This window comes from Skermanella aerolata KACC 11604 (assembly GCF_000936425.1).
GTDB classification, from domain to species: domain Bacteria; phylum Pseudomonadota; class Alphaproteobacteria; order Azospirillales; family Azospirillaceae; genus Skermanella; species Skermanella aerolata.
In genome coordinates, this window is record NZ_AVFK01000028.1 from 74,666 (window position 1) to 94,087 (window position 19,422).

At 61.7% G+C, this 19,422-nt stretch carries 19 protein-coding genes and 1 pseudogene; 2 read left to right on the top strand and 18 right to left on the bottom strand.

All coding sequences use genetic code 11. The features are described from left to right. Positions 1-174: 174 nt before the first annotated feature. The 12 genes from N826_RS26740 to N826_RS42065 form a co-directional block, all read right to left on the bottom strand. Entirely contained in the window at positions 175-1,287 is a 1,113-nt protein-coding gene (locus N826_RS26740) for an HPP family protein (RefSeq protein WP_211099393.1), read from the bottom strand. Positions 1,288-1,417: 130 nt separating this feature from the next. After that, positions 1,418-2,320, bottom strand: a complete 903-nt coding sequence (locus N826_RS26745; protein WP_044433783.1) for a LysR family transcriptional regulator — start codon at positions 2,318-2,320, stop codon at positions 1,418-1,420. 197 nt (positions 2,321-2,517) lie between these two features. Beyond that, entirely contained in the window at positions 2,518-3,087 is a 570-nt protein-coding gene (locus N826_RS26750) for a rhomboid family intramembrane serine protease (protein ID WP_052832105.1), read from the bottom strand. 482 nt (positions 3,088-3,569) lie between these two features. After that, complete coding sequence (locus N826_RS26755; protein ID WP_044433784.1) at positions 3,570-4,463, bottom strand: IS3 family transposase; 894 nt, start codon at positions 4,461-4,463, stop codon at positions 3,570-3,572. Continuing rightward, complete coding sequence (locus N826_RS26760; RefSeq protein WP_211099394.1) at positions 4,460-4,843, bottom strand: helix-turn-helix domain-containing protein; 384 nt, start codon at positions 4,841-4,843, stop codon at positions 4,460-4,462. Before N826_RS26760 ends, N826_RS26755 begins: the two co-directional genes overlap by 4 nt. 310 nt (positions 4,844-5,153) lie before the next feature. Beyond that, positions 5,154-5,594 carry a type II toxin-antitoxin system VapC family toxin gene (locus N826_RS26765; protein WP_044433785.1) on the bottom strand — a complete coding sequence of 147 codons (441 nt, stop codon included), beginning with the start codon at positions 5,592-5,594 and terminating at the stop codon, positions 5,154-5,156. Positions 5,595-5,596: 2 nt separating this feature from the next. Beyond that, positions 5,597-5,848, bottom strand: coding sequence for a type II toxin-antitoxin system Phd/YefM family antitoxin (locus N826_RS26770; RefSeq protein ID WP_044433786.1), 252 nt, complete (start codon positions 5,846-5,848; stop codon positions 5,597-5,599). A gap of 212 nt (positions 5,849-6,060) precedes the next feature. Then, positions 6,061-6,672 carry a ferric reductase-like transmembrane domain-containing protein gene (locus N826_RS26775; RefSeq protein ID WP_147040671.1) on the bottom strand — a complete coding sequence of 204 codons (612 nt, stop codon included), beginning with the start codon at positions 6,670-6,672 and terminating at the stop codon, positions 6,061-6,063. Positions 6,673-6,677: 5 nt separating this feature from the next. Continuing rightward, the gene (locus tag N826_RS26780; RefSeq protein WP_044433789.1) at positions 6,678-7,190 is read right to left on the bottom strand and encodes a peptidase associated/transthyretin-like domain-containing protein; all 513 of its coding nucleotides are present in this window, start codon (positions 7,188-7,190) and stop codon (positions 6,678-6,680) included. Positions 7,191-7,388: 198 nt separating this feature from the next. Continuing rightward, entirely contained in the window at positions 7,389-7,853 is a 465-nt protein-coding gene (locus N826_RS42060; protein WP_084721214.1) for a transposase, read from the bottom strand. A 297-nt stretch (positions 7,854-8,150) separates the two neighbouring features. Next, complete coding sequence (locus N826_RS26790) at positions 8,151-8,597, bottom strand: DUF4214 domain-containing protein (protein ID WP_044433793.1); 447 nt, start codon at positions 8,595-8,597, stop codon at positions 8,151-8,153. A 154-nt stretch (positions 8,598-8,751) separates the two neighbouring features. Then, on the bottom strand, positions 8,752-9,003 hold the full coding sequence (locus tag N826_RS42065; protein WP_084721215.1) for a beta/gamma crystallin-related protein: 252 nt from the start codon (positions 9,001-9,003) through the stop codon (positions 8,752-8,754). A 443-nt stretch (positions 9,004-9,446) separates the two neighbouring features. On the opposite strand from N826_RS42065, the pseudogene N826_RS43390 reads away from it, so the two are divergent. Together N826_RS43390 and N826_RS26800 are read left to right on the top strand one after the other, a co-directional pair. Continuing rightward, positions 9,447-9,581: pseudogene (locus tag N826_RS43390) on the top strand (IS3 family transposase); the annotation flags it as partial. A gap of 242 nt (positions 9,582-9,823) precedes the next feature. Further along, entirely contained in the window at positions 9,824-10,924 is a 1,101-nt protein-coding gene (locus N826_RS26800; RefSeq protein WP_308518243.1) for a TRAP transporter substrate-binding protein, read from the top strand. Between the two features lie 285 nt (positions 10,925-11,209). On the opposite strand, the gene N826_RS26805 is transcribed toward N826_RS26800, so the two are convergent. The 6 genes from N826_RS26805 to N826_RS26830 all read right to left on the bottom strand — a co-directional run bounded on the left by N826_RS26805 (position 11,210) and on the right by N826_RS26830 (position 19,420). Further along, positions 11,210-11,518, bottom strand: coding sequence for a hypothetical protein (locus N826_RS26805; RefSeq protein ID WP_044433794.1), 309 nt, complete (start codon positions 11,516-11,518; stop codon positions 11,210-11,212). A gap of 91 nt (positions 11,519-11,609) precedes the next feature. After that, the gene (locus N826_RS26810) at positions 11,610-12,623 is read right to left on the bottom strand and encodes a Gfo/Idh/MocA family protein (protein ID WP_147040669.1); all 1,014 of its coding nucleotides are present in this window, start codon (positions 12,621-12,623) and stop codon (positions 11,610-11,612) included. Between the two features lie 8 nt (positions 12,624-12,631). Next, a complete protein-coding gene (locus N826_RS26815) occupies positions 12,632-13,636 on the bottom strand; it encodes an MDR/zinc-dependent alcohol dehydrogenase-like family protein (protein ID WP_244619590.1) in 1,005 nt (334 codons plus the stop codon). A gap of 130 nt (positions 13,637-13,766) precedes the next feature. Beyond that, entirely contained in the window at positions 13,767-15,611 is a 1,845-nt protein-coding gene (locus tag N826_RS26820; protein WP_044433799.1) for a sensor histidine kinase, read from the bottom strand. Between the two features lie 694 nt (positions 15,612-16,305). Next, positions 16,306-17,286: a tripartite tricarboxylate transporter substrate binding protein gene (locus N826_RS26825; protein WP_147040667.1), complete on the bottom strand. Its 981-nt coding sequence runs from the start codon at positions 17,284-17,286 to the stop codon at positions 16,306-16,308. A gap of 1 nt (position 17,287) precedes the next feature. Continuing rightward, positions 17,288-19,420 carry an acetate--CoA ligase family protein gene (locus N826_RS26830; protein ID WP_044433802.1) on the bottom strand — a complete coding sequence of 711 codons (2,133 nt, stop codon included), beginning with the start codon at positions 19,418-19,420 and terminating at the stop codon, positions 17,288-17,290. Positions 19,421-19,422 lie beyond the last annotated feature (2 nt).

Below are 19,422 nucleotides of genomic sequence, written 5' to 3' on the forward strand. Positions count from 1 at the left end.
ATCCAACCGGTGGAGAAGGCAGCGGTTCCAGCGAGCGGTCCGGGATCGTCATCGTCCAAAACATCTGCGAACAGCGGCTCAGGCTTTTTAATGCCGTCGACTGCTATGCCGTTGCATGGATGACAGGATCCTGCTGCATTGAATAGCCCTGTTACGAAGGGTATAGTTCGATCCTCACGGGCCAAGCATGCCGGCAATCTCCGTTTTGACGTGCTCATTGTCCGAATCCGCCTCGAAAAGTGAATTCTCGGCCAGCGTCCGTGCCGTTGCCGCCAGCAGGTCCGCTTGTGTGATAAGGCCCAGGATGCAGTGCCGTTCGTCGACGATGATCACGGCGTGAGCATGGCCGCCGGTCAGGACGGGAATCAACTTCAGGGCGGGGTCGTCCGGCGATGCCGTCGCCGCACTTGAGAGAAGGCGGGCGATCCGATCCGCCGCGGTCGCCAGTTCGCGGAGGCCGACGGTCCCGACCAGGGTATTTTCTTCGTCCACGACCGGCAAAGTCCTGATGTTGTGGGCCAGCAACAGGGTGCGCGCCGCGATGGCGGATTCATCGAGGCTGATCCTGACGACATCCTGGGACATGATGTCCCGGCACCTGAGAACGCCATGCGACCGGACCATGGCCTGCAACTCGACCTGCCGCAGCAGGCGATCGAGATCGTCACGATCAATGTCGAACGTCTCGTCCAGCGCTTCCAATGCCGCGTCGACATCCTCGCTGCGGAAGCCGACACGCCTTTGTGGCGGCTGATCGAGCGTATGATGCGTGTTTGCTGGCGCCGGTGCCGGAACATGCGGATAGCTGCGCCTGGAGAACTTGTGGAAGAGAATCCCGAGGGCCACCAGGATGAGTGAATTGAGCGCCACCGGTATGAAAGGAAACAGGAAGCCCGACGTGGTAACGACCGGACCGCCCAGAATGGCGGTCAAAGCGGCGGCACCGCCCGGCGGGTGCAGGCAGCGGGTGGCCGACATCGCGGCGATGGCCAGGGCGACGCCCGCTCCGAGCGCCAGGACCGGATCCTGAACCGCATGAGCCACGGCTACACCGACCAGCGCAGAAATCGTGTTGCCGCCGATGATCGGCCAGGGTTGGGCAAGCGGACTGGCGGGGACAGCGAACAGGAGTACGGCCGAGGCTCCGATCGGCGCGACAATCAAGGGCCAATACGAACTGTTGCCTGGAAGACGGCTGCAAATCAGACCGGTGAGGGTGATGCCGATCAACGCTCCCAGGCAGCCGATGATCCGCTCCCGCAGCGTCGCACCGGCAAGGATGGGCATGAACAGGCGGGAACGGCTAGGGGGCTTTGAGCCCGGATGCGGGTTCGTCGTTTTTTTCATTGAGGCGGGCCGAAAGCTGGGCGAGGCGGCGCAAGGCGGCCCCGGTACTGCTGCAGGTGCTTGGCGAGGTCTACGAATCGCGTTCGGCGACGCTTCCACGACTGTGACGTTTGGTAAGAACGTCGAGAAACGCGTTGAAGATCGGTGAGCGGCTATCCTTGCGCCGCACCAGCAAAGTATCGACTGGACCAAGCTGATAAGTTTTGGTGCCGTCTGGCCGCTGCATCAGGTCGAGTACCGATTGAGGCATGACGCCGATCGAGTTTCCCGTCGCGACGCTGGCGAGGACGGCATGATAGGAATTGAGCTCCAGCGTTCGCACGGGCTTTCCCCCGCGTGCCCATTTCTCTGCGATGCGCCGATAGGTGCAGCCGGGCTCCAGAGCCGCGAGGGTGTCGACACGGAGATCAGCAGGGCTCAATATTTCCGGATGATCAGGCGGAAGAACGATCAGGAGGTTCTCGACGAAGACGTGTTCCGTTTGCAACTGATCGGGGTCGAAGCCGGCTTCCTCGTCGCCCAGTCCTTTCATCGGCCGTGCGATCAGGGCGCAATCGAGCCTATGGGCAAGCACGCCCTGCGTTAGATCACGCGTTGCACCCAAGGTCAATTGAAGGGACACGGATGGCCAGAGAGCATGGAACCGCGCCAGCAGATCAGGCAAGCGGCTGGCCGCGGTGCTCTCCATCGTTCCGACGCGGAAAAGGCCGGACGGTTCGGTGGGGTTGACCACCTGCCGCGCCTCCGCCACCAGATCCAGAATGCGACTGGCATAGGGCAAAAAAGCCAAGCCCTCGCGTGTCAGGGTCATTCTTTTGCCGTCCCGGCTGAAGAGCGGTACGCCGAGATCCTGTTCGAGCCGCTGGACCCGCGTCGTCACGTTCGACGGCACACGCGCCAGGGTCTGCGAGGCGCGCGTTACGCTGCACTCCGTCGCGACGGTGCGGAAGATATGGAGATCCGATAAATCCACTGAAAATCTCAAACCGAGAACGATACATGTGTCAACATTCTCAATATTGGAATGAGAGTCAATGCGATTGTCATCGCTCCGGCATTATCGAATTGGTTATTTTTCCTGCGGTTTGAAGCTCTTGATCCAGCAAGACCAGGGCGAGGGTCTGTCCGCTGACATCTCAACCGATGAGCGGTTTCGCATTTGGACGAGGTTCAGGAGCGAGGAGATGCAGGGTAGCGGGCGGAAGAGCCGCCACGCATGACCAAGCCCAGCACGATGCCAAGGAGCCCGCCGAGGATATGGGCGGATTGGGATACGCCGTCGTTAGCGAACAACCCCATCAATTCGCGGCCGAGGTAGAGTGCCGCTACCAGCAGCATCGTGAGCGGGATCGTGCCCGACCGTCCGGCCAGCATGGCGGTCAGCATGATCAGGCAGAACACGGTGCCGCTGGCGCCGATGAGACCGCCGCCGGGATCAAGGACGCAGTGCGCCAAGCCGACCAGCACCGATGCCGTGATCAGCACGCCGAGCATCCGCAATGACCCGAAACGGTCCTCCAGAAGTGGCCCCGCCAGCAGGATCACCACGAAGTTGGACAGCAGGTGGGTCATGCCGCCATGGGCCAGTGTCCAGGTGCACAGCGACAGGAGGAAGTCGCCATCCAGCAGCCGGATCGGTCCGTGGATCGCCAGTTTTCCCTGCACCGGCAAGATTGTCGCTGCTAAAGCCGCCAGCGCGTAGCATACCGTCACCGGCGCATTGAACTCGATCCTGGGCAAGGCAATACCTGGGTAGTGGGATTCGGCGGAAAAAACATGTGGGCATGACGCCGCCACCGCATCCGGGTCAAGATGGAAAATCACGATACCCGGTTGGAAGCAAAGGCATGAACTATTCATTCTTGCCATAATCCGGAGAGGCGCACAGCAGACGCCGAACCTCACCGATGAGCAGCGCGATCAAGGTCGACTGGGGCAACGGCGCAATCCGAAGTGCGACATCCACGCTTTCATCGACCATGTCGGGTCAACGCTTGTACCGCCCCCAATAAGTTGGACACCGGAGAAGGGTTACGGTGTGGCTGGTTTGGGTTGTGGGCTTGCGACCTGAGGGAAGAATGCCACCGTGCTCGGCCCGGTCAAGCACAAGCCGCTATCGCGGGGGCCTGCGGCCCTGCTTGACCGGTTCTGCGCGCGGCGGCCTGCCGAGTGGCAGGTCGGGACGGCGGGATGGTCAGCCCGTAATCGAACATCGGGATGGATCATGCGGCAAGGCTTTCCTGCTGAAGATGACGGGCGCGGTAGTCGAGGGGGCTGAGATAGCCCAGCCGCTCCAGTCGCCAGGCAGCGTTGTAGCGGGCGACGAAGTTGCTGACCGCTGCCTGGACCTCGGCGGCGGTGCGGAAGGTCTGGCCCCAGATCGCCTGCTCCTTGAGGGTTCGAAAGAACCGCTCGATGACGCCATTGCATTGTGGCTGGTGCGGGAAGGCGTAGCTCAGCGCCATGCCCCAGTGGCTGATCTGGCGAGAGAAGTGGTGGGACGTATACTGCGGCCCGCTGTCCAGGCGCAGCGACACGCCGCGGGCGGCATCGGCCGCAATCCCGCCGAACCGGGATGTCACCGCCTGACTGATCGGCTCGAGCGCCGAGAAGCGCGAGCCGTCGGTCGAAACATGATGCCCGACGACCTCGGAGTTGAAGTGGTCGATGGCGGCGAACACCCAGACCCGGCCCTTCTCGGCCGTCTGCACCAGGGTGGCGTCGGTTCCCCACAGCACGTCCGGAGCCTCGGTCAGGATGGTGCCGTCATGATCGTTGGCCGGGCGTGGCGGCCGCCGGAACGGCGAGAGCAGCTGATTATCACGCATCAGGCGCAGGACGCGGTTGCGACCGACCGGCAGACCCAGGCCATAGTGCAGGCGGGCCCAAACCTTGCGATGCCCCTCGCCGGAAAATGGCGAGGCGGCGAGGTCTGCCCGAATGACAGCGAGCAGACTGGCGTCATCGACCGGCGGCTTGGGTCCTCGTGGCTTGGCGGGAGCGCAGTCGGTCGGGCGACTTGCCCGGTAGAAGGTCGAGCGCGGCACAGCCCAGATGCGGCAGACCCGCTGCACGCCGTAGGGCCGGTGGGTCGAAGGCGAGATCGCCGCGCTCATCTGCGCGACCTCGCCCGAGGAAAAGGCGTGCCGGTCTCTAGGCGTCCGATCCTGGCGCGCAGCAGTTCATTCTCCATGCTCAGTTCGCCGACCCGCTTGTGGGCGGCGTCGAGACCAGCCTGGAGAGGATCATCGTCGCTACGCTCCTTCAGGCCAGCATCCATTGCCGCCAGCGCCCTGTCACGCCAGCGCTCCAGCCGGTAGACCTCGACGCCGATCTCGCGCGAGATCGCATCGAGGGACTCGCCGCGCAACAGCCGGAGGACCACCTCGCGTTTGCGAGTGGCGCTCCAGCGCTGAATAACCGTCGGTCCAGCCTTCTCGCTAGAGTCCGTCGGCAGCTTCGGGTTGTTCTTCGGATTTCCCATCGGTTCTTCCATATGGACAATCCGGTGTCCAACTTCATCGACGGCAGATCAGTCGGGTCAACGCTTCGGTCATTCCGGTCAGGTGACTCTGGACATAGTCTTTAATCGCATGGTGTTCCGAGTTGTGAATCGGCACCGGCTAGTGTTCTGATCCAAACGAATGATTCCCGTTCACATGCGGGCCGTTGTTGGGCCACGGCCCAACGATAACTCGCCATTGCTGGCGGGAATCAGCCGTTACGGTCATAACCCTAGTTGGCCGGAACAGGTCGCGCATTTTGTGGCACTCCATTGTCTTGGCCTAACAGCAATGCCGGCCAAGTCATTGCGTGGAGGGCAGTTGTTTCAAGGGATTGACGAAGGCAATGCCCAGTGGTTCAAAATGGCGCTCATTGGCCGTCAGAACGGTCAGTCCGTGCGTGGCGGCCGTGGCGGCAATGGCGATGTCCTCGAAACCGGGATCATGGGCGCGCGCACGGTCGAGAATCAAGCCGGCGTGACGTGCTTCTTCGATATCGAACGGCAGGATGCGTCCGGCATAGAAATGCTCGACGGCGCCAAGCCAGCGGCGCAGCTTCTCCGCCTTGGCCGTTGCGGCGAGTCTGACGGCGCGGGCGATGCCCGCCTCGATCTCGGCAATAGTGATCGTCGAAAGATAGAGCCGGTCGCTATACGCACGCATCCAAGCCGCGAAGGCCTCCACGCCGACCTGGCGCTTGGTCGGCGCATCGGCCGATATGATGTTCGTGTCCAGGAGATACACGGTCAGAGGCTGTCTTCAGTCAACGTACGGGCAGGCTTCCGCAACCGTTCGGGAATGTCTTCCGCGTCGCCGGGGAAAGCCAGCAGCAGATCGGCAAAGCTCGGAACTTTGGAAACCCGCTCCCATTCTTCAAAAGAAACGAGCACGGCTTCCTTACGGCCGTGGCGGGTAATGACGGTCGGCTCGCCGGCCACGGCCCGATCGACCACGGCGGAAAGCGTCGCTTTGGCGTCCTTGAGCTGAATCTGCTTCATAGTGCATCTCCAAATGACTACCGATAGTCATAATTTATTTCGTCTGTCCTGATCAAGCACGAACCAAGGGTGTTGGAGATTGCTGATCTGGCATGCACCTTGGATGCTCGAACTCCATCCGCATTGCCTGATCAACAGCGGGAATGGGGACTCTTTTGCCTCTTCCCCCTCCACGCAACACGTTATCTGGCGGGGCAAGGTCAGGTGCCCGCTCAAGCCTTTCGGCGCGCCGGCAGGATTTGGGACCGCGTATCGAAGATTGCCTTGACGACGGCCGCCACCACCAAGACGCAAAGCGCGGCTTTCGACAACGTCCCCATCGTCCCCTCGATCAACAACGCGTGGATGACACTGCCAAGGACGACGACCATCGCAAGCGTCGTGTGGATCAGACGCCAAACCCTCTGCCTAATGCGCAACCGCCGTCGCAGCGCGGCCAGGAGTGCGGCGGCGAACACCGCCCACATCGCGATCACGCCCCAGGCGGAGAAAGGCGTCGGCGAGCGGAAGAGGAGGGCGTCGATCACGTCCGGCGGACTCGTCAGCCACAGGCCCGCGACATGGATGCCGACCGCCGCCGCGAGCCCGCTCCCGATCAAGGCGTGCGCTCGGCGCCCGTGTCTAGCACGCAGGCCCGGCAGGTATCCCGCCGCCAGCAAAGGTTGCAGGAGGAGAAGTGCGAGCGCGACCACCCCCGCGAGGCCGGCCACGATGTAGACTGGCTGGCGCCATGCAAGCAGCGGACTCGTCACCGCCACTGCGATCGGCAGGACGAGGGCGGCCCCGAGGGCAGCCCAGATGAAGATCGCGCGAAAGGAAGGCAAGCGGGTCACGCCGGCCGCAGGACGAAGTGCGCGCTCAGGTTCGTCTCGCGTGCGCTGCGCATCACCGGGCGCAGAAAGACAGTCTCGAACCGTTTGTCGTCGAAGTCCGCGTCATAGGCGAGATGTCCGTGGGGCTGGCCGAAAGCCGGTACAATCTGCGGCATTTCCATCCGGAACACGCCGTCGGCATCTGTCAGGGTTGCCCCATGGCTTTCCGGGTCGCGCTCGTGCCCCTCGGTCGTATGCGCCCAGATCTGGATGCGCACGCCCTGGAGTGGGGCACCGTCGCCCGCACGCCGCACCGTACCCGTCATCCAAAAACCGCCACGGCCGATGCGCTCCACGACGGAGGCACCGGGCAGGTAGTTGTTAGCGCCGCCCTGCATCGTCGGCGTCGGCGCGAGGCCCTGCGCGCGAGCAGGCGCGAAAAGGGCCGAGACGCCAGTCGCAAGCACCACTCCAGCGGCGGAACCTCCTGCCATGAGCAAGGTCCGGCGTGTCTGCGGGGCAGAGTTCATTCCGATGTCTCCTCTCGTCATGGATGGCGCGTACGCCTCCTCGTCCACAAAACCTATGTAGGTGATCGAGGCGCAGGGTGAAGCCTGAGTCGGGCATTGTCATGGCAACGGTGGCGTTTCGCCTATGTATTCTGACGAAGCCGGCCACTAAGTGGTGCATCCGCTAAATCAATGAGATTACTGGGAGAGAGGCGACACCTAGACGGCGGGCTTGGCGGAGGCGCCGCCGGCGTCCCCAGATGAAAGGATGCTTGTGCTCATTCCAGTAGGTGGTGGCACGTTCAACGGCCTGCTCGATCTCGGCCCAGGTTTCGATCCGGCGGCCTTTTGCTTCGCTGCCCTACGGGTCAAGGCAAAGGAGCGGAGCACCTTCCACCACGGTTCGATCAGGTTGAGATAGGCTGCATATTTGGGCTGGAAGACGAACTCCCAGTGCGGATGGAGCAGGCTGAACAGCAGCACGCCGGGCGCGCGGTGAGTGCTGAGATTGTCTACCACGGCATAAATCCGCTCGACGGTGGGATCGATCCGGGCCTCGACCTCGCCGAGGAAGTCAACCCATTTGGCCGTGGTGCGGCGATCGTAAGGGTGCGTCCAAGGCCGCGCCGCATGGCGATGCCGTGGTCGGACAGGTAGCCCACCAGCCGATCCAGAGTCCAGCATGCAAGCACGACAATCTCAGTCTATTTGCCGAACACACCACTAAGTTGAAATGTTCGTGCTATGTCGGCATACTTCCCTGAGGAAGCCTGTCAGGTCGAGCGAGCCAAAAGAAAAAGCCCGTTCAGATGCTCGATCAGCATTGCTTGATCTGGGTCCATTTTCGACAAAACAACTGAGTGATCAGACAGGTCGGAGCCAAATATTCAGCATTATTTCGAGAATATTTAAGTAGTACAGCCACCCGCAGCGCAGTGATACACCGTAAAACCTGCGCGGCATTTAGCGGTCGCTTCACGTTTAATTCAGCCAAATCCCATCATCACCATCGGACGTTGTTTGCGCCAGCCGTGCTAGTTCGACGTACTCGGTCGCCTCATAGAAACCCATCATCGCATCGGAACGGCTCATGCCTTTGTCTACCGCGTCCAGCCAGTTCTGGTAACCACCCTCATCTGGCTGTCGACCTAGCACATTTTCATAAAGCATTTGCACCCAATCAGCACTGTCCTGTCTTCCGTACTTGTTCTGAAACTCCTGTGACGAGGTAAAGCCGTCAATAGCCTGCTCGAGGCTAAGGCTTTTGCTTTCAATTACATTCACCCAGTGTTTCAGACCACTTGGATCCGGTATGCGATCAAGGGTTGCGTCGTAAAGTCGGCAGACTTGCGCCACCATGTGTCCGGTGTCTGACGCTAAGGTACCATCCGCAGCCTTGCGGATCCTCAACTCGCGAATGTCTGACATTTGTAAAAGCACCTTGTGACAGTAGATTGCCCTGTTTATGGGTAGGATGATCGCCTATGAGATCGATCTTATTATTCTTCATTTAGTGTATTTTTACTTTAACAACCTTCATTATGCTGTTTTGTAATATGAAAACGTTATCTAATGCTGTTTGCTACCCCCAGAGATCCACCGATGAAATCTCATTATCCCATAAACTGCCTACCCAGTAGTGTTTTCCTTCTGAAAAATACTTTGTTTCTCCTGTATAATCGGCATTTTTGTATGCATTCAGATCTCCCCCGATTACAATCATTGATGAAACTTTGTTGTCCCAGCCCTCGTCCGCTAAACTCATTTCATCTGACCTCAGAACGAAGAAGTCACCTTCGAAGTTTGCGTGCTCATATAGGATTGCTATTGTCATCTCACATCTCCTTGGTTATGACTGAGAAGATACCACGAAGGATTATCATATTATAATGCATTTTCACTTTGCTGTTGAAGGCGTATTTTCTAACTGATTATTTTGGAATATACAGTAACATATTTACACATGATAGTCGTCAAACTCAACAGACTTATAACTTGAAGGCAGTACGCCGATCGCTCATCGAAATTGATCCGCACTTATAGAGTTTTTATGATGCTGCTCTTTAAAAAATTGCATCACATGAGACGATACGCGCAGATATCGATATGCCGAATTTTTAATTCACCATAGTTTGTAATAAGAATAGCATCACAGTTGCGATTTCCGTTTGAAGTATGATTTCTGGCCCATGGCCTGATGACATCGGCGCCAGACGGACTGGGCGACAACGAAAGCTGGTTCGATGCGACGCTGGATCAGACGCCGGGTAATACGACGGATCTCCTGCGGAGACCTTGCGGGGCTGGGTCCGACAGGCCGAGCGCGACCAGGGCAAGCGGGCCGGTCCGACAAGCGACGACCGGGAGCAGCGTCAGGCAAACGAGATTCTGCGCAAGGCATCGCCGTATTTCGCCCAGGCGGAGCTATACGGCACTGTTGCATTAACTTCCGCCGGCACCCGCACCTGAAATTTTCATGCGCACGTTATGCCACAAAACCGCCTATCGCTGCGTAGAAAGATCCTGCAAGGGCAAGTTATTATGCGATCCATTCGCATTTCGAGTTAATGTGACGATGTCCTTTTGACATCCAATGCGGCCCGGTGATGGGCAGCCGGCCGCAAACCAGAAATGCCCGGAAGGGGAGAATCCTCATGATGAAACGCCGTGATATGATGACAGGCGGCTTGGCCGCCGTGATGGCCGGTAGTCCCGTGCTGGCGCAGAGTCAGATAGCGCAGTCCCCAGGCGCGGAGCATCGCTGGCGCATGACGTCCAGCTATCCCGCGTCCCTGGATGCAGTTTATGGCGCAGGCAACACCTTCATCAAGGTCCTGGGCGAAATCTCGCAGGGGCGCATCCAGATCCAGCACTTCGCCGCCGGAGAGATCGTCGGCGGTTTCCAGGCGCTCGACGCGGTTCAGAACGGGACGGTGGAGTGCTGCGACACGGCGCCCTTCTACTATATCGGCAAGGACCCTTCTTTCGCCTTCGGCGCCTCCGTGCCGTTCGGCCTTTCCACGCGCCAGCAGAACTCCTGGTTCTTCCAGGCCGGCGGCTTGGAACTCCTCAACGAGCTGTTCAGCCAGTACAATGTGGTCGGGATTCCGATCGGCAACACGAATGCGCAGATGGCGGGCTGGTTCCGCAAGGAAATCAAATCCGTCGCAGACCTGCAAGGTCTGAAAATGCGGATCGGAGGGCTCGCCGGTCAGGTCATCGCCAAGCTCGGTGCCGTGCCGCAGCAAATTCCGGCCGGCGACATCTACCCGGCGCTGGAGCGCGGCACGATCGATGCAGCCGAGTGGGTTGGGCCGTATGACGACGAACGCCTCGGGTTCAGCAAGGTAGCACCGTACTATTATTATCCGGGGTGGTGGGAAGGAGCATCGGCTATCTTCCTGTTCATCAACAAGCAGAAATGGGATGAACTCACCCCTCTCGACCACGCCCTGATAACCGCAGCGGCGCATCAGGCGAACACCATGACGATCGCCAAGTACGATCAGGTCAACCCGGCCGCCATTCGCCGCCTCGTCGCTGCCGGCACGCAACTGCGTGCCTTTCCTCCCGACGTAATGGAAGCCTGCTACAAGGCCGCGAACGAGATGTACGCGGAGATCAGCTCCCAAAATCCGCTGTTTAAACGCCTTCATGAACACATGTCGGCTTTCCGCAACGATCAGTATCTGTGGCAGCAGATAGCAGAATACAGCTACGAGACCTTCATGATCCGGGCACGCGGGCGCAGCTGATTATGCTTCGTGGGTGCGCTTGACATCAAGCGCACCTGCTGTTGCCATCAGAAGCATCTCAGGATTCAAACCCTTGCAAGCATTGCTAGGCGTCAGCCGCGCCGGAGGGCGGCAGGGTATGCCTGCGGTTATCGTAGATAGCCAACAGATCCGCAGCCCAGCAGTTCCTGTCCGCTCATGGCCCCATTCACCAGCGTCGTCGCACGTCCGATCCAAGTTACCGTGACGATGCCTCGATGCCCATATGGACGCCGCCCGGCAATCGGTGAGAGCGGGGCCGGACGCCTACGAACAGCCTGCCGAGCGGTGGAACTCCACGCGCTGAAACAGGGCGGCATCGGCCTCTATCGTGACGTTCCCGTATGACCGGCGGGCCCCGGTGGCGGGATTGTCCATGGCGACCGCCACGTAGGGATCGATCCTCACCTTCGCCAGCGCGATGTCCGCATCGCCGCACTCCTCGATCACCGCGGCTATCAGGTAAGCCGCGGTTGCCGGCGTGTGGTTCCAAAGCTCCAGGCGCAAGGGATCGGGCTCTTTCACGGCCTGAAGCGTGGCCGCGATCTTCAGGGCAAAATCCCTCAGCTCAAGCATAGCGCCAGTCCCCGGGCAAGATGCCGCCACACCCTCTATCGTTCCGCATCCGACCGCCGCGAAGCCGCACCGGCTTCGCGGCCGAAGGACCCTACCGCTGATAAATCCGGTCCAGGACGCAGGCTACATCGACCAGCCGCTCCGCCTCCGGGTCGAAACGTTCCCCCGCGGCCAGACGCTCCGCCCAGTCCGCCGCAGCACGCCCACCCCAGTCGTCGGGAGGGGTCGCAAGAGTTTCGCGGGCGGTGCTGCGGTACCGTTCCGCGATGAAATCGTAGAAGGAGCCGTCGACGTTGCGGAGCGCCACGCCGCCGTCCGTCCCGTAGAACGTGGCGGAGATCATGGCGTCGCAGCCCGCCTGCAGGCGCCATGAACAGGCGAGCCGCATCGTGGTTCCGGTCGCCAGGTCCGCCGTGGCAACCGCATAATCCTCCACCCGGTCCGCACGCCCACCGAGCGGCTCACCGCCCGCGAACAGCTTTCCGGAGACATCGGAGACCAGCGGATAATCCAATGTCCACAGGGCAAGGTCCACCAGATGCACCCCCAGGTCCATGACGCACCCGCCGCCAGAGAGCACCGGATCGTAGAACCAAGGCTTGTCCGGCCCGTAGGCGTTATGGAAGGTAAGATCCACCGCGTAGATATGCCCCAGTTCCCCGGAGCGCACCACCTCGCGAATACGGCGCATCCCCTCCGTGAAGCGGTATGAAAGGTCGACACCGAGGAGGCGGTCCGCCCGCCGCGCCGCAGCCACGACGGCTTTCACTTCCTCCGCCGTTCGTCCCAACGGCTTCTGGCAGAAGACCGCGGCGCCGCGCTCCAGCGCCCGTATGGACTGCTCCGCGTGCAGTGCGCTGGGCGTCGCGATCACCACCCCATCCAGTTCCATGTCCAGAAGTTCGTCCAGCGTGGAAACGAGCTTAGCATCCGGCGCCGACCGCCCGGCCTCCGCTGCCGTTTCCAGCGACGGATCGGCTATCGCGACGATGTCGACCTTGTCCGTCTTCAGGATCGCGTTCATGCGATGACGGCCGATCCACCCCACGCCCAGGAAGCCAAGGCGCGGGCGGGCCGTGTGACTGACAGGCGGAATTTCAGGCATGATCCGCGTCATCGCATGGTAACCAGAGCTTTGAGGAACCCATCCGGCCGGTCGCGGGTCGCATCGAGCGCGTCGTCCAGCCGGTCCAGGGGAAAGCTGTGGGTATAAAGGGATCTTGGGTCGAGACGCCCTGATGCCACCGCCGCCACGGCTTCGCGGATACCCCGCATGTAGACCTCGCGGTCACGCTCGTGCGCATTGATCACGTCTAGGCCGCGCCAGTTCCAGAGCCACATGTTGACTTGGCGCGGTCCATCCTGGTGGTACCCGGCGACGATCAGCCGGCCGCGCTCGCGGGTCAGCTCGGCAGCGAGGTCGAGCGGCCACTGCTTGCCCACCGCCTCGATCACGCGGTCGCAGAAGACGCCGCCGGTCAACTCCTTCACTCGCTCGATAATCCTGTTATGGTCGTCCATCAGGACGGTCTCGGCGGCCCCCATGGCGCGGGCCACGTCCAGCGAGAAGGGGCGGCGCGAGATCGCGATGACCCGCGCGCCGGCGTCGGTGGCCAGCCGGGTGAGGATAGCGCCGAGGAAGCCGATGCCGACGATGCCGACCGTCTGCCCCGGTTCGATTTCGCTTCGGCGGAAGATGTTCATGGCGCAGCCGAGAGGCTCGCCGGGGAATGGCTGCCCCGCGAGGCTGTCCGGCAGGACGACCACTGCGTCCGCATCGGCCAGATCGTACTCGGCGTAGCTCTTGTACGAGAGAGCCGCAACCCGGTCGCCGACCGATATGCCTTCGACCCCGTCCCCGACCGCGTCCACCACGCCCCATCCTTCGTGTCCGAGGGCGCCCGGTTCGGTGGGGAACTGCATCCAGTCCGGTCCGGACCACGGCGTCAAGTTGGAAGCGCACACGCCGCATCCCTCCAGCCGTACGCGCACCTGACCGGTGCCGGGATGGGGAAGCTCTGATTCCTTCACCTGGATTTGTCCGGCGGCGGCCACAACCACCGCACGCATCGACCCCGTCGAGGCGACATTCCCGTCCATCGTAGCACTACCCGTCAAATCCCTCTCCATCAATGCACACGGCACGGTTAGACAAGGTCTGATGGGCCTATATGTTCATCATTGTGTCGTCGGCGGCGTCGCCGCAGCCGTCGCGTCGAAGCCGAAGCCGGAGGATCGGCGCCTGTCGTCAGATCACATGCCTGGCGATATGGCGCCAAGCCCTTGGTCCATCGACCTGCCTCACCATGCCGCCCGGCAAGCGCTCGGCCGGTAGCTTGATGTAGACGATCTTGCCCCGGTCCGGCTTGCTCTCTACCTGGATGGTCCCGCCATGCCGCTCGACCAGAACTTTCGCGACGAACAATCCGAGGGTAATGTCCTGCCGCCTCCGGGCCATGATGTCTTCGATACGATAGAGCGGGTGCAGGACACTGGGGGCGACGTCATGGATACGTCCGGTGCCATCATCCTCAACCACGATTTCAAGGTCCTCGCCGATCCTGCCGACCCTTACGGCGACGCGGCCATTGTTCGACGTGGATTTGACGGCGTCACTCAGAACGTTGATCAGCACCTGCTTCAAGCTTCGCCGATCGGCTGACAGGACAGGCAGCGGGCTTGGAAGGTCAAGCGTCAACCGGTGCCGTGGCTCCCGCTGCGATAAGCGGACGGACTGGATGGCTTCATCGAGAACCGCGGCCAAGGCGACCGTTTCCTCGTGAAACTCCACCTGCTCGGCTTCAAGTCTGGCCATATCGAGGATGCTGTCGATCAGTCCGAGAAGCTGCTGGCCGCTGCGGAACACGGTGGCGCTACTCTCCTGCCTGCGTGTACCCGGTAGATTGGGAACGGCATCCTTTAAGATCTCCTCCATGCCGAGGATCGTGTCGAGGGGGGTTTGCAGTTCCTGGCAAACGGCGGCGAGGAACAGCGACTTCGCCCGGCTCGCCGTTTCCGCTGCATCCCATGCGGCTCGCAGCTTGTCCTCGGCCCGTCTCTGGTCGGTGATGTCGTAGAGGCATCCCGCAAGGCGGACCGGCTGCCCATCCGCGTTCCACGTCGCCTGGGCCTTGATCCGGACCCAGCGGTGGCCGCCGTCCGGCAGCCGGAGACGACAGTCGGTATCGAACGGTTGACGCTCGGCCAGATGTCGCTCGAGCACTTCCTCGACCCGCTCCCGGTCTTCGGAATGCAGGAGGTCGTTGAACGTCGTGCCTGGAACCGGCTCGTCTTCCGGGCTCAATCCGGCCATGGTTTTCAGAAGCGGCGACCAGTACAGCGTGTCTCGTTCGATGTCCCAGTCCCAGATGCCGATATCGGCCCCCTGCGCCGCCAGGGCATGCCGCTCCGCATTCCGTCGGAGAGGCTCATCAGCCGGCCGCCGCAAGACGGCAACGGCCGCCAGTCTCGCCAGCCGCCGGGCGACGGCGATTTCCCTCTCATCCGGACGCCGCTTCTCTTCATGGTGGATGGCGAGGATGCCATGGACAACGTCATCGGCCAGCAGGGGAAACGACCAGCATGTCCTGATGCCTTGGGAAAGCGCAAACTCGCGGAACGCACCCCATGCAGGATCGGAGAAGATGTCGGCAACGGTCGGTGCTTCTTTCCCGACGGCGTCGGAGCGCCAAGCTTCGGCCGATGGGTCGAAAGGGATCTCACCGGTTGCCATCCCGTACCCGGCAGGCAGACCAGGGCGGGCCGCACACCGCAGAGGACCGCTGTCATGGCCGACAAGCAGAACCGAACAGCGGCCCCTCACGATCGAGACATCGACCAGACGGCAAATGTCTTCGAGGACACTTTCCAGAGGATTCCCGCGCACCAGCGCGTCGAGGATCGATTCTTCGCCTTGTCCCAGGGGATCGCACCGTTTCGCACCGGCATCTACCTGAATCCAGTGACAGCTGGCATGATAGGAATGACGGCGGTAGTCCTGGGCGGCAGGCGGCGTGGCATCCGCTTTTTGTCGAGCCCCGACGTCGCTCGCCCAGATGAACTCGACGCGATCATTGCCGACATCGAGCCCCATGATGGAGCCTGTCAAAGTGGCCCAAGCCGAAATGTCCCGGTATGGGGATGGTCTGTCCATGGCTCCCCGGACAGGCGCTGGCGGTCCTTCGGGGATTGCTCCGCATCGCATCGAAGGGGAGGTATCCTCGGCATCATCGAACAAGGACGGGGATTGTTCACGGACATCTGCAACGAACATGATGCTACCTAAAAACCAAATACACCTGAGACCTAAGATGTTTTGTCTTCAATAAATTAATAACTCTTTACTTGGAATGACAGCTAGAAAATAGATATATGTTTTGAAAAGCCCTGGGAGAAGATTTCATGGCATCTTCCAGCCGCAGGGCCGATCAAACAGATGGCTGAAAATGTTATATAAATCAACAACTTAGATTATGGAGCTAAAATCTTCCTTTAAGGCGAGAACATTCCTAGCTTCGTCACGTATTCATCTGAAAGTCATACAATAACCATGAGGGTTTCCTTTGCGCCAATTTGATGGGCATCAGTGCCAGGAAGTATTCTTCCTGACACTGCGGGGGATTTTAGTCTTAGGCCGCATATGACTTATCGAGCAACGGGTCCCTCGTTTCGCCGGGAAGGATCGAACTCGTTTTTCACCATGTCAGCTGTCGGTTCGCGCAAGACTTCATCCCCGCGCCGGTGCCGCCGTTGCGAAGCGGCCCGTCTGCAAACAGCTTCCGGAACGATCACTCGATCCTGGCACCGGATTCGTTCACGACCTTCGCCCACTTGGTAACCTCGTTCCGGACATAGCTTCCGAACTCGTCGGGCGTGGTCGGTCGCGCCGTAGCGCCCATGCTGGCGAATTGCTCCTTCACCTTGTCCGACTGGACGGCCTTGACGGTCTCGGCATTGAGTTGATCGACGATGGCGCGCGGCGTGCCCTTGGGGGCGAACAGGCCGTTCCAGGCTATCGCCTCGTAACCGGGCAGGGCCGCTTCGGCGATGGTCGGGACGTCCGGGACGACCGGAGCCCGCTTGGCGCTGGTGACGGCGAGCGCACGCAGCTTACCCGCCTGAACATGGGGCAGTGCCGACATGACGGTGTCGAACATCAGCTGTACATGTCCAGCCACGACATCGGTGATGGCGGGGGCGCTGCCCTTATAAGGAACATGGGTCATCTTGACGCCGGCCATGGCGTTGAACAGTTCGGCGGCAAGATGGGTCGACTGGCCGTTGCCGGAACTGGCGACATCCAGGCTCCCCGGTTCCTGCTTGGCCAGCGCTATCAGTTCCTCGACCGTCTGCGCCTTGACGGACGGGTTTACGACCAGCATCAGGGGGACTTCGGTCAGCAGGGCGATCGGCTCGAAGTCCTTCACCGTGTCGTAGGACAGGTCCTTGAACAGCGTCATGTTGATCGCGTGGGCGGTGGTGCCGACGACGACGGTGTAGCCGTCCGGGTCGGAGGTGGCCGCAAGCTGCATGCCGATGTTCCCGCCGGCACCCGGCCGGTTATCGACGACGAACCGCTGGCCGAGCGATTGGGAAATCTGCTCTCCCACGACCCTGGCGGCGATATCGGTCGAACCGCCCGGCGGATAGGGCACGATGAGGCGGATCGGCTTGGCCGGATATGCGGACTGCGCCGACGCTACGCCGCCTGTGCCCGCGACGACCAGCCCGGCGGCGGCGGCGGCAAGAAAATCCCTGCGTGTCAGCATGTCACTTGTTTCCCATGGTATCGTTGGCGCTCTCGCGAAAAATCACGGCGTCCACGATGGCGCACCCTTCGCCTGCGCTCCCGACCAGCACCGGATTGAGGTCGAGGCTGACGATCTTGGCGGCGGGGTCCATCATCAGCCGGCCGACGGCGGCGACCGCTTCCGACAATGCTGCAAGGTCCATCGGCGGCTCTCCCCGCACGCCCCCCAGAACCGGCGCGATCCGCAGGCGCGCCAGCGCTTCCGCGACCTCGTCCGCCGAGAAAGGCGGCAGCAGCAGCCGAAGGTCGGGCAGCGCCTCGACGTATTTGCCGCCGTCGCCGACCATGACGACCGGGCCGAAGACCGGGTCGCGGTGCGCGCCGATGATCATCTCGCGCCGTCCCTTGCGCATCGCGGCGACAATGACGCCGTCGAAGCGTTTGCCGCTGTCTCGGATGATCCGCTCCATCCCGTGCCAGGCGTCGGTCACCTCCTCAGGCGTATTCAGGCCGAGGCGGACAAGGCCTAGCTCGGATTTATGCGCGATGTCGGCCGAGCATCCCTTGACCGCGACGGGGCCGCCGATGGCTTGAAGCGCTTCGACGCATTCTTCCGCCGATCGGCAAAGCCGGTGCGCTACGACGGGCAGCCCGTGCGACTGGGCAAGAGCGAGGCTGTCCGCCTCGTTGAGCATGACCGGGGTGGAGGACGCGGAAGCACGATCCCGAGGCTTGGCGACGAAGGGAGCATCGGCGCGGTGCGTCTTGGCGCGATTCATCAGCTCAAGGTGCGATATGTACTGGTTCAACGCATCGACCGCCTGGGTCTCGGTGGTGAACACCGGCAGCCCCTCGGCCTTGAAGCGGGCCATGACGTTCGGCTGCGGCGCCGCCACGACCAGCGGCTTGCCGGTGAGTGCCGCGAATGTCGCGGTATCGCGGGCGAAGGCATCGACGTCGTAGCCGACCCCCGCCACCGGCACGCCGATGACGAAGGCGTCGGCCGCCGGGTCCTTCGCTATGACCGGCAGGATATCACCGAACAGGCGGCTGTTGGTCAGCAGTGCCGCCGTGATATCGATCGGGTTGGTCGTCGTGGCGAAGCTCGGCAGGATGCGCCCAAGCTCGGCCCTGGTTTCGTCGGCGAGCTTCGCCATGGGCATTCCCGCCATGGAAGCGGCATCCGCCGACATCACGCAGACGGCGCCCGAATTGCTGATGGCGACCAGCCGCCGCCCCTTGGGCCGCCAGCCTTTCAGGTAAAGCTCAGCGGCATCGACCAGTCCGGCGGTATCGCGGACGCGCCAGATGCCATGGTGTTCCAGGAAGGCATCGACGACGCGGTCCTCGTTGGCGAGCGCTCCGGTATGGGAACTGGCCGCCGCCTGACCGGCTGCGGTGCGCCCCGACTTCAGGGCTATCACCGGCAGGTCGCGCTCGCGGGCGATCCGCGCCACCTCCGCCAGGTTTTCAGGATCAGGGATGCTTTCCAGGTAGAGAAGGAGCAGCTTGACTTCGGGGTCCTCGACAACCGCCGCCGCAAGTTCCGACACCGTGACGTCGCAGTCGTTGCCGGTCGCGTGCGAGTGGCGCACGCCGATGCCGCGCTGCCGCATCAGGCCATAGGGCACAACGGCCATAGCTCCGCTCTGGCTCAGTACCGCGACCGGACCGTCCGCCGGTTCCGCTTCCAGATACATGGTCGAGAAGCTCAGGATCGCGCCGGTGCCGAAATTGGCGAGACCCTGGGAGTTCGGGCCGATGATGCGCGTGCCCTTGGCACGTACCCGCTCGACCATCCGGCGCTCCTTCTCCTTGCCGCCGACGGGATCGCTCTCGCCGAAGCCGGAACTCATCAGCACGACCGCCTTGACGCCGAGGTCGGCGCACTCGTCCACTGCCGCCAGCGCCGCGTCTCCCGGAACGGCGACGATGGCGACCTCGGGGGTTTCCGGGAGATCCCTCAGCGCCGGATAGGTCTTGTAACCAAGCGTCTCGGTACGCTTGGGGTTGATCGGATAGACTTTCCCGCGATAGCCGAAGCGGGACAGATAGACGAGCGGACGGCCGCCGATCTTGTTCGGGTTGTCGGACGCTCCGATGATCGCGATCGATTTCGGATCGAGCACGGCCTTGAGACTGCTGTCAGGCATGA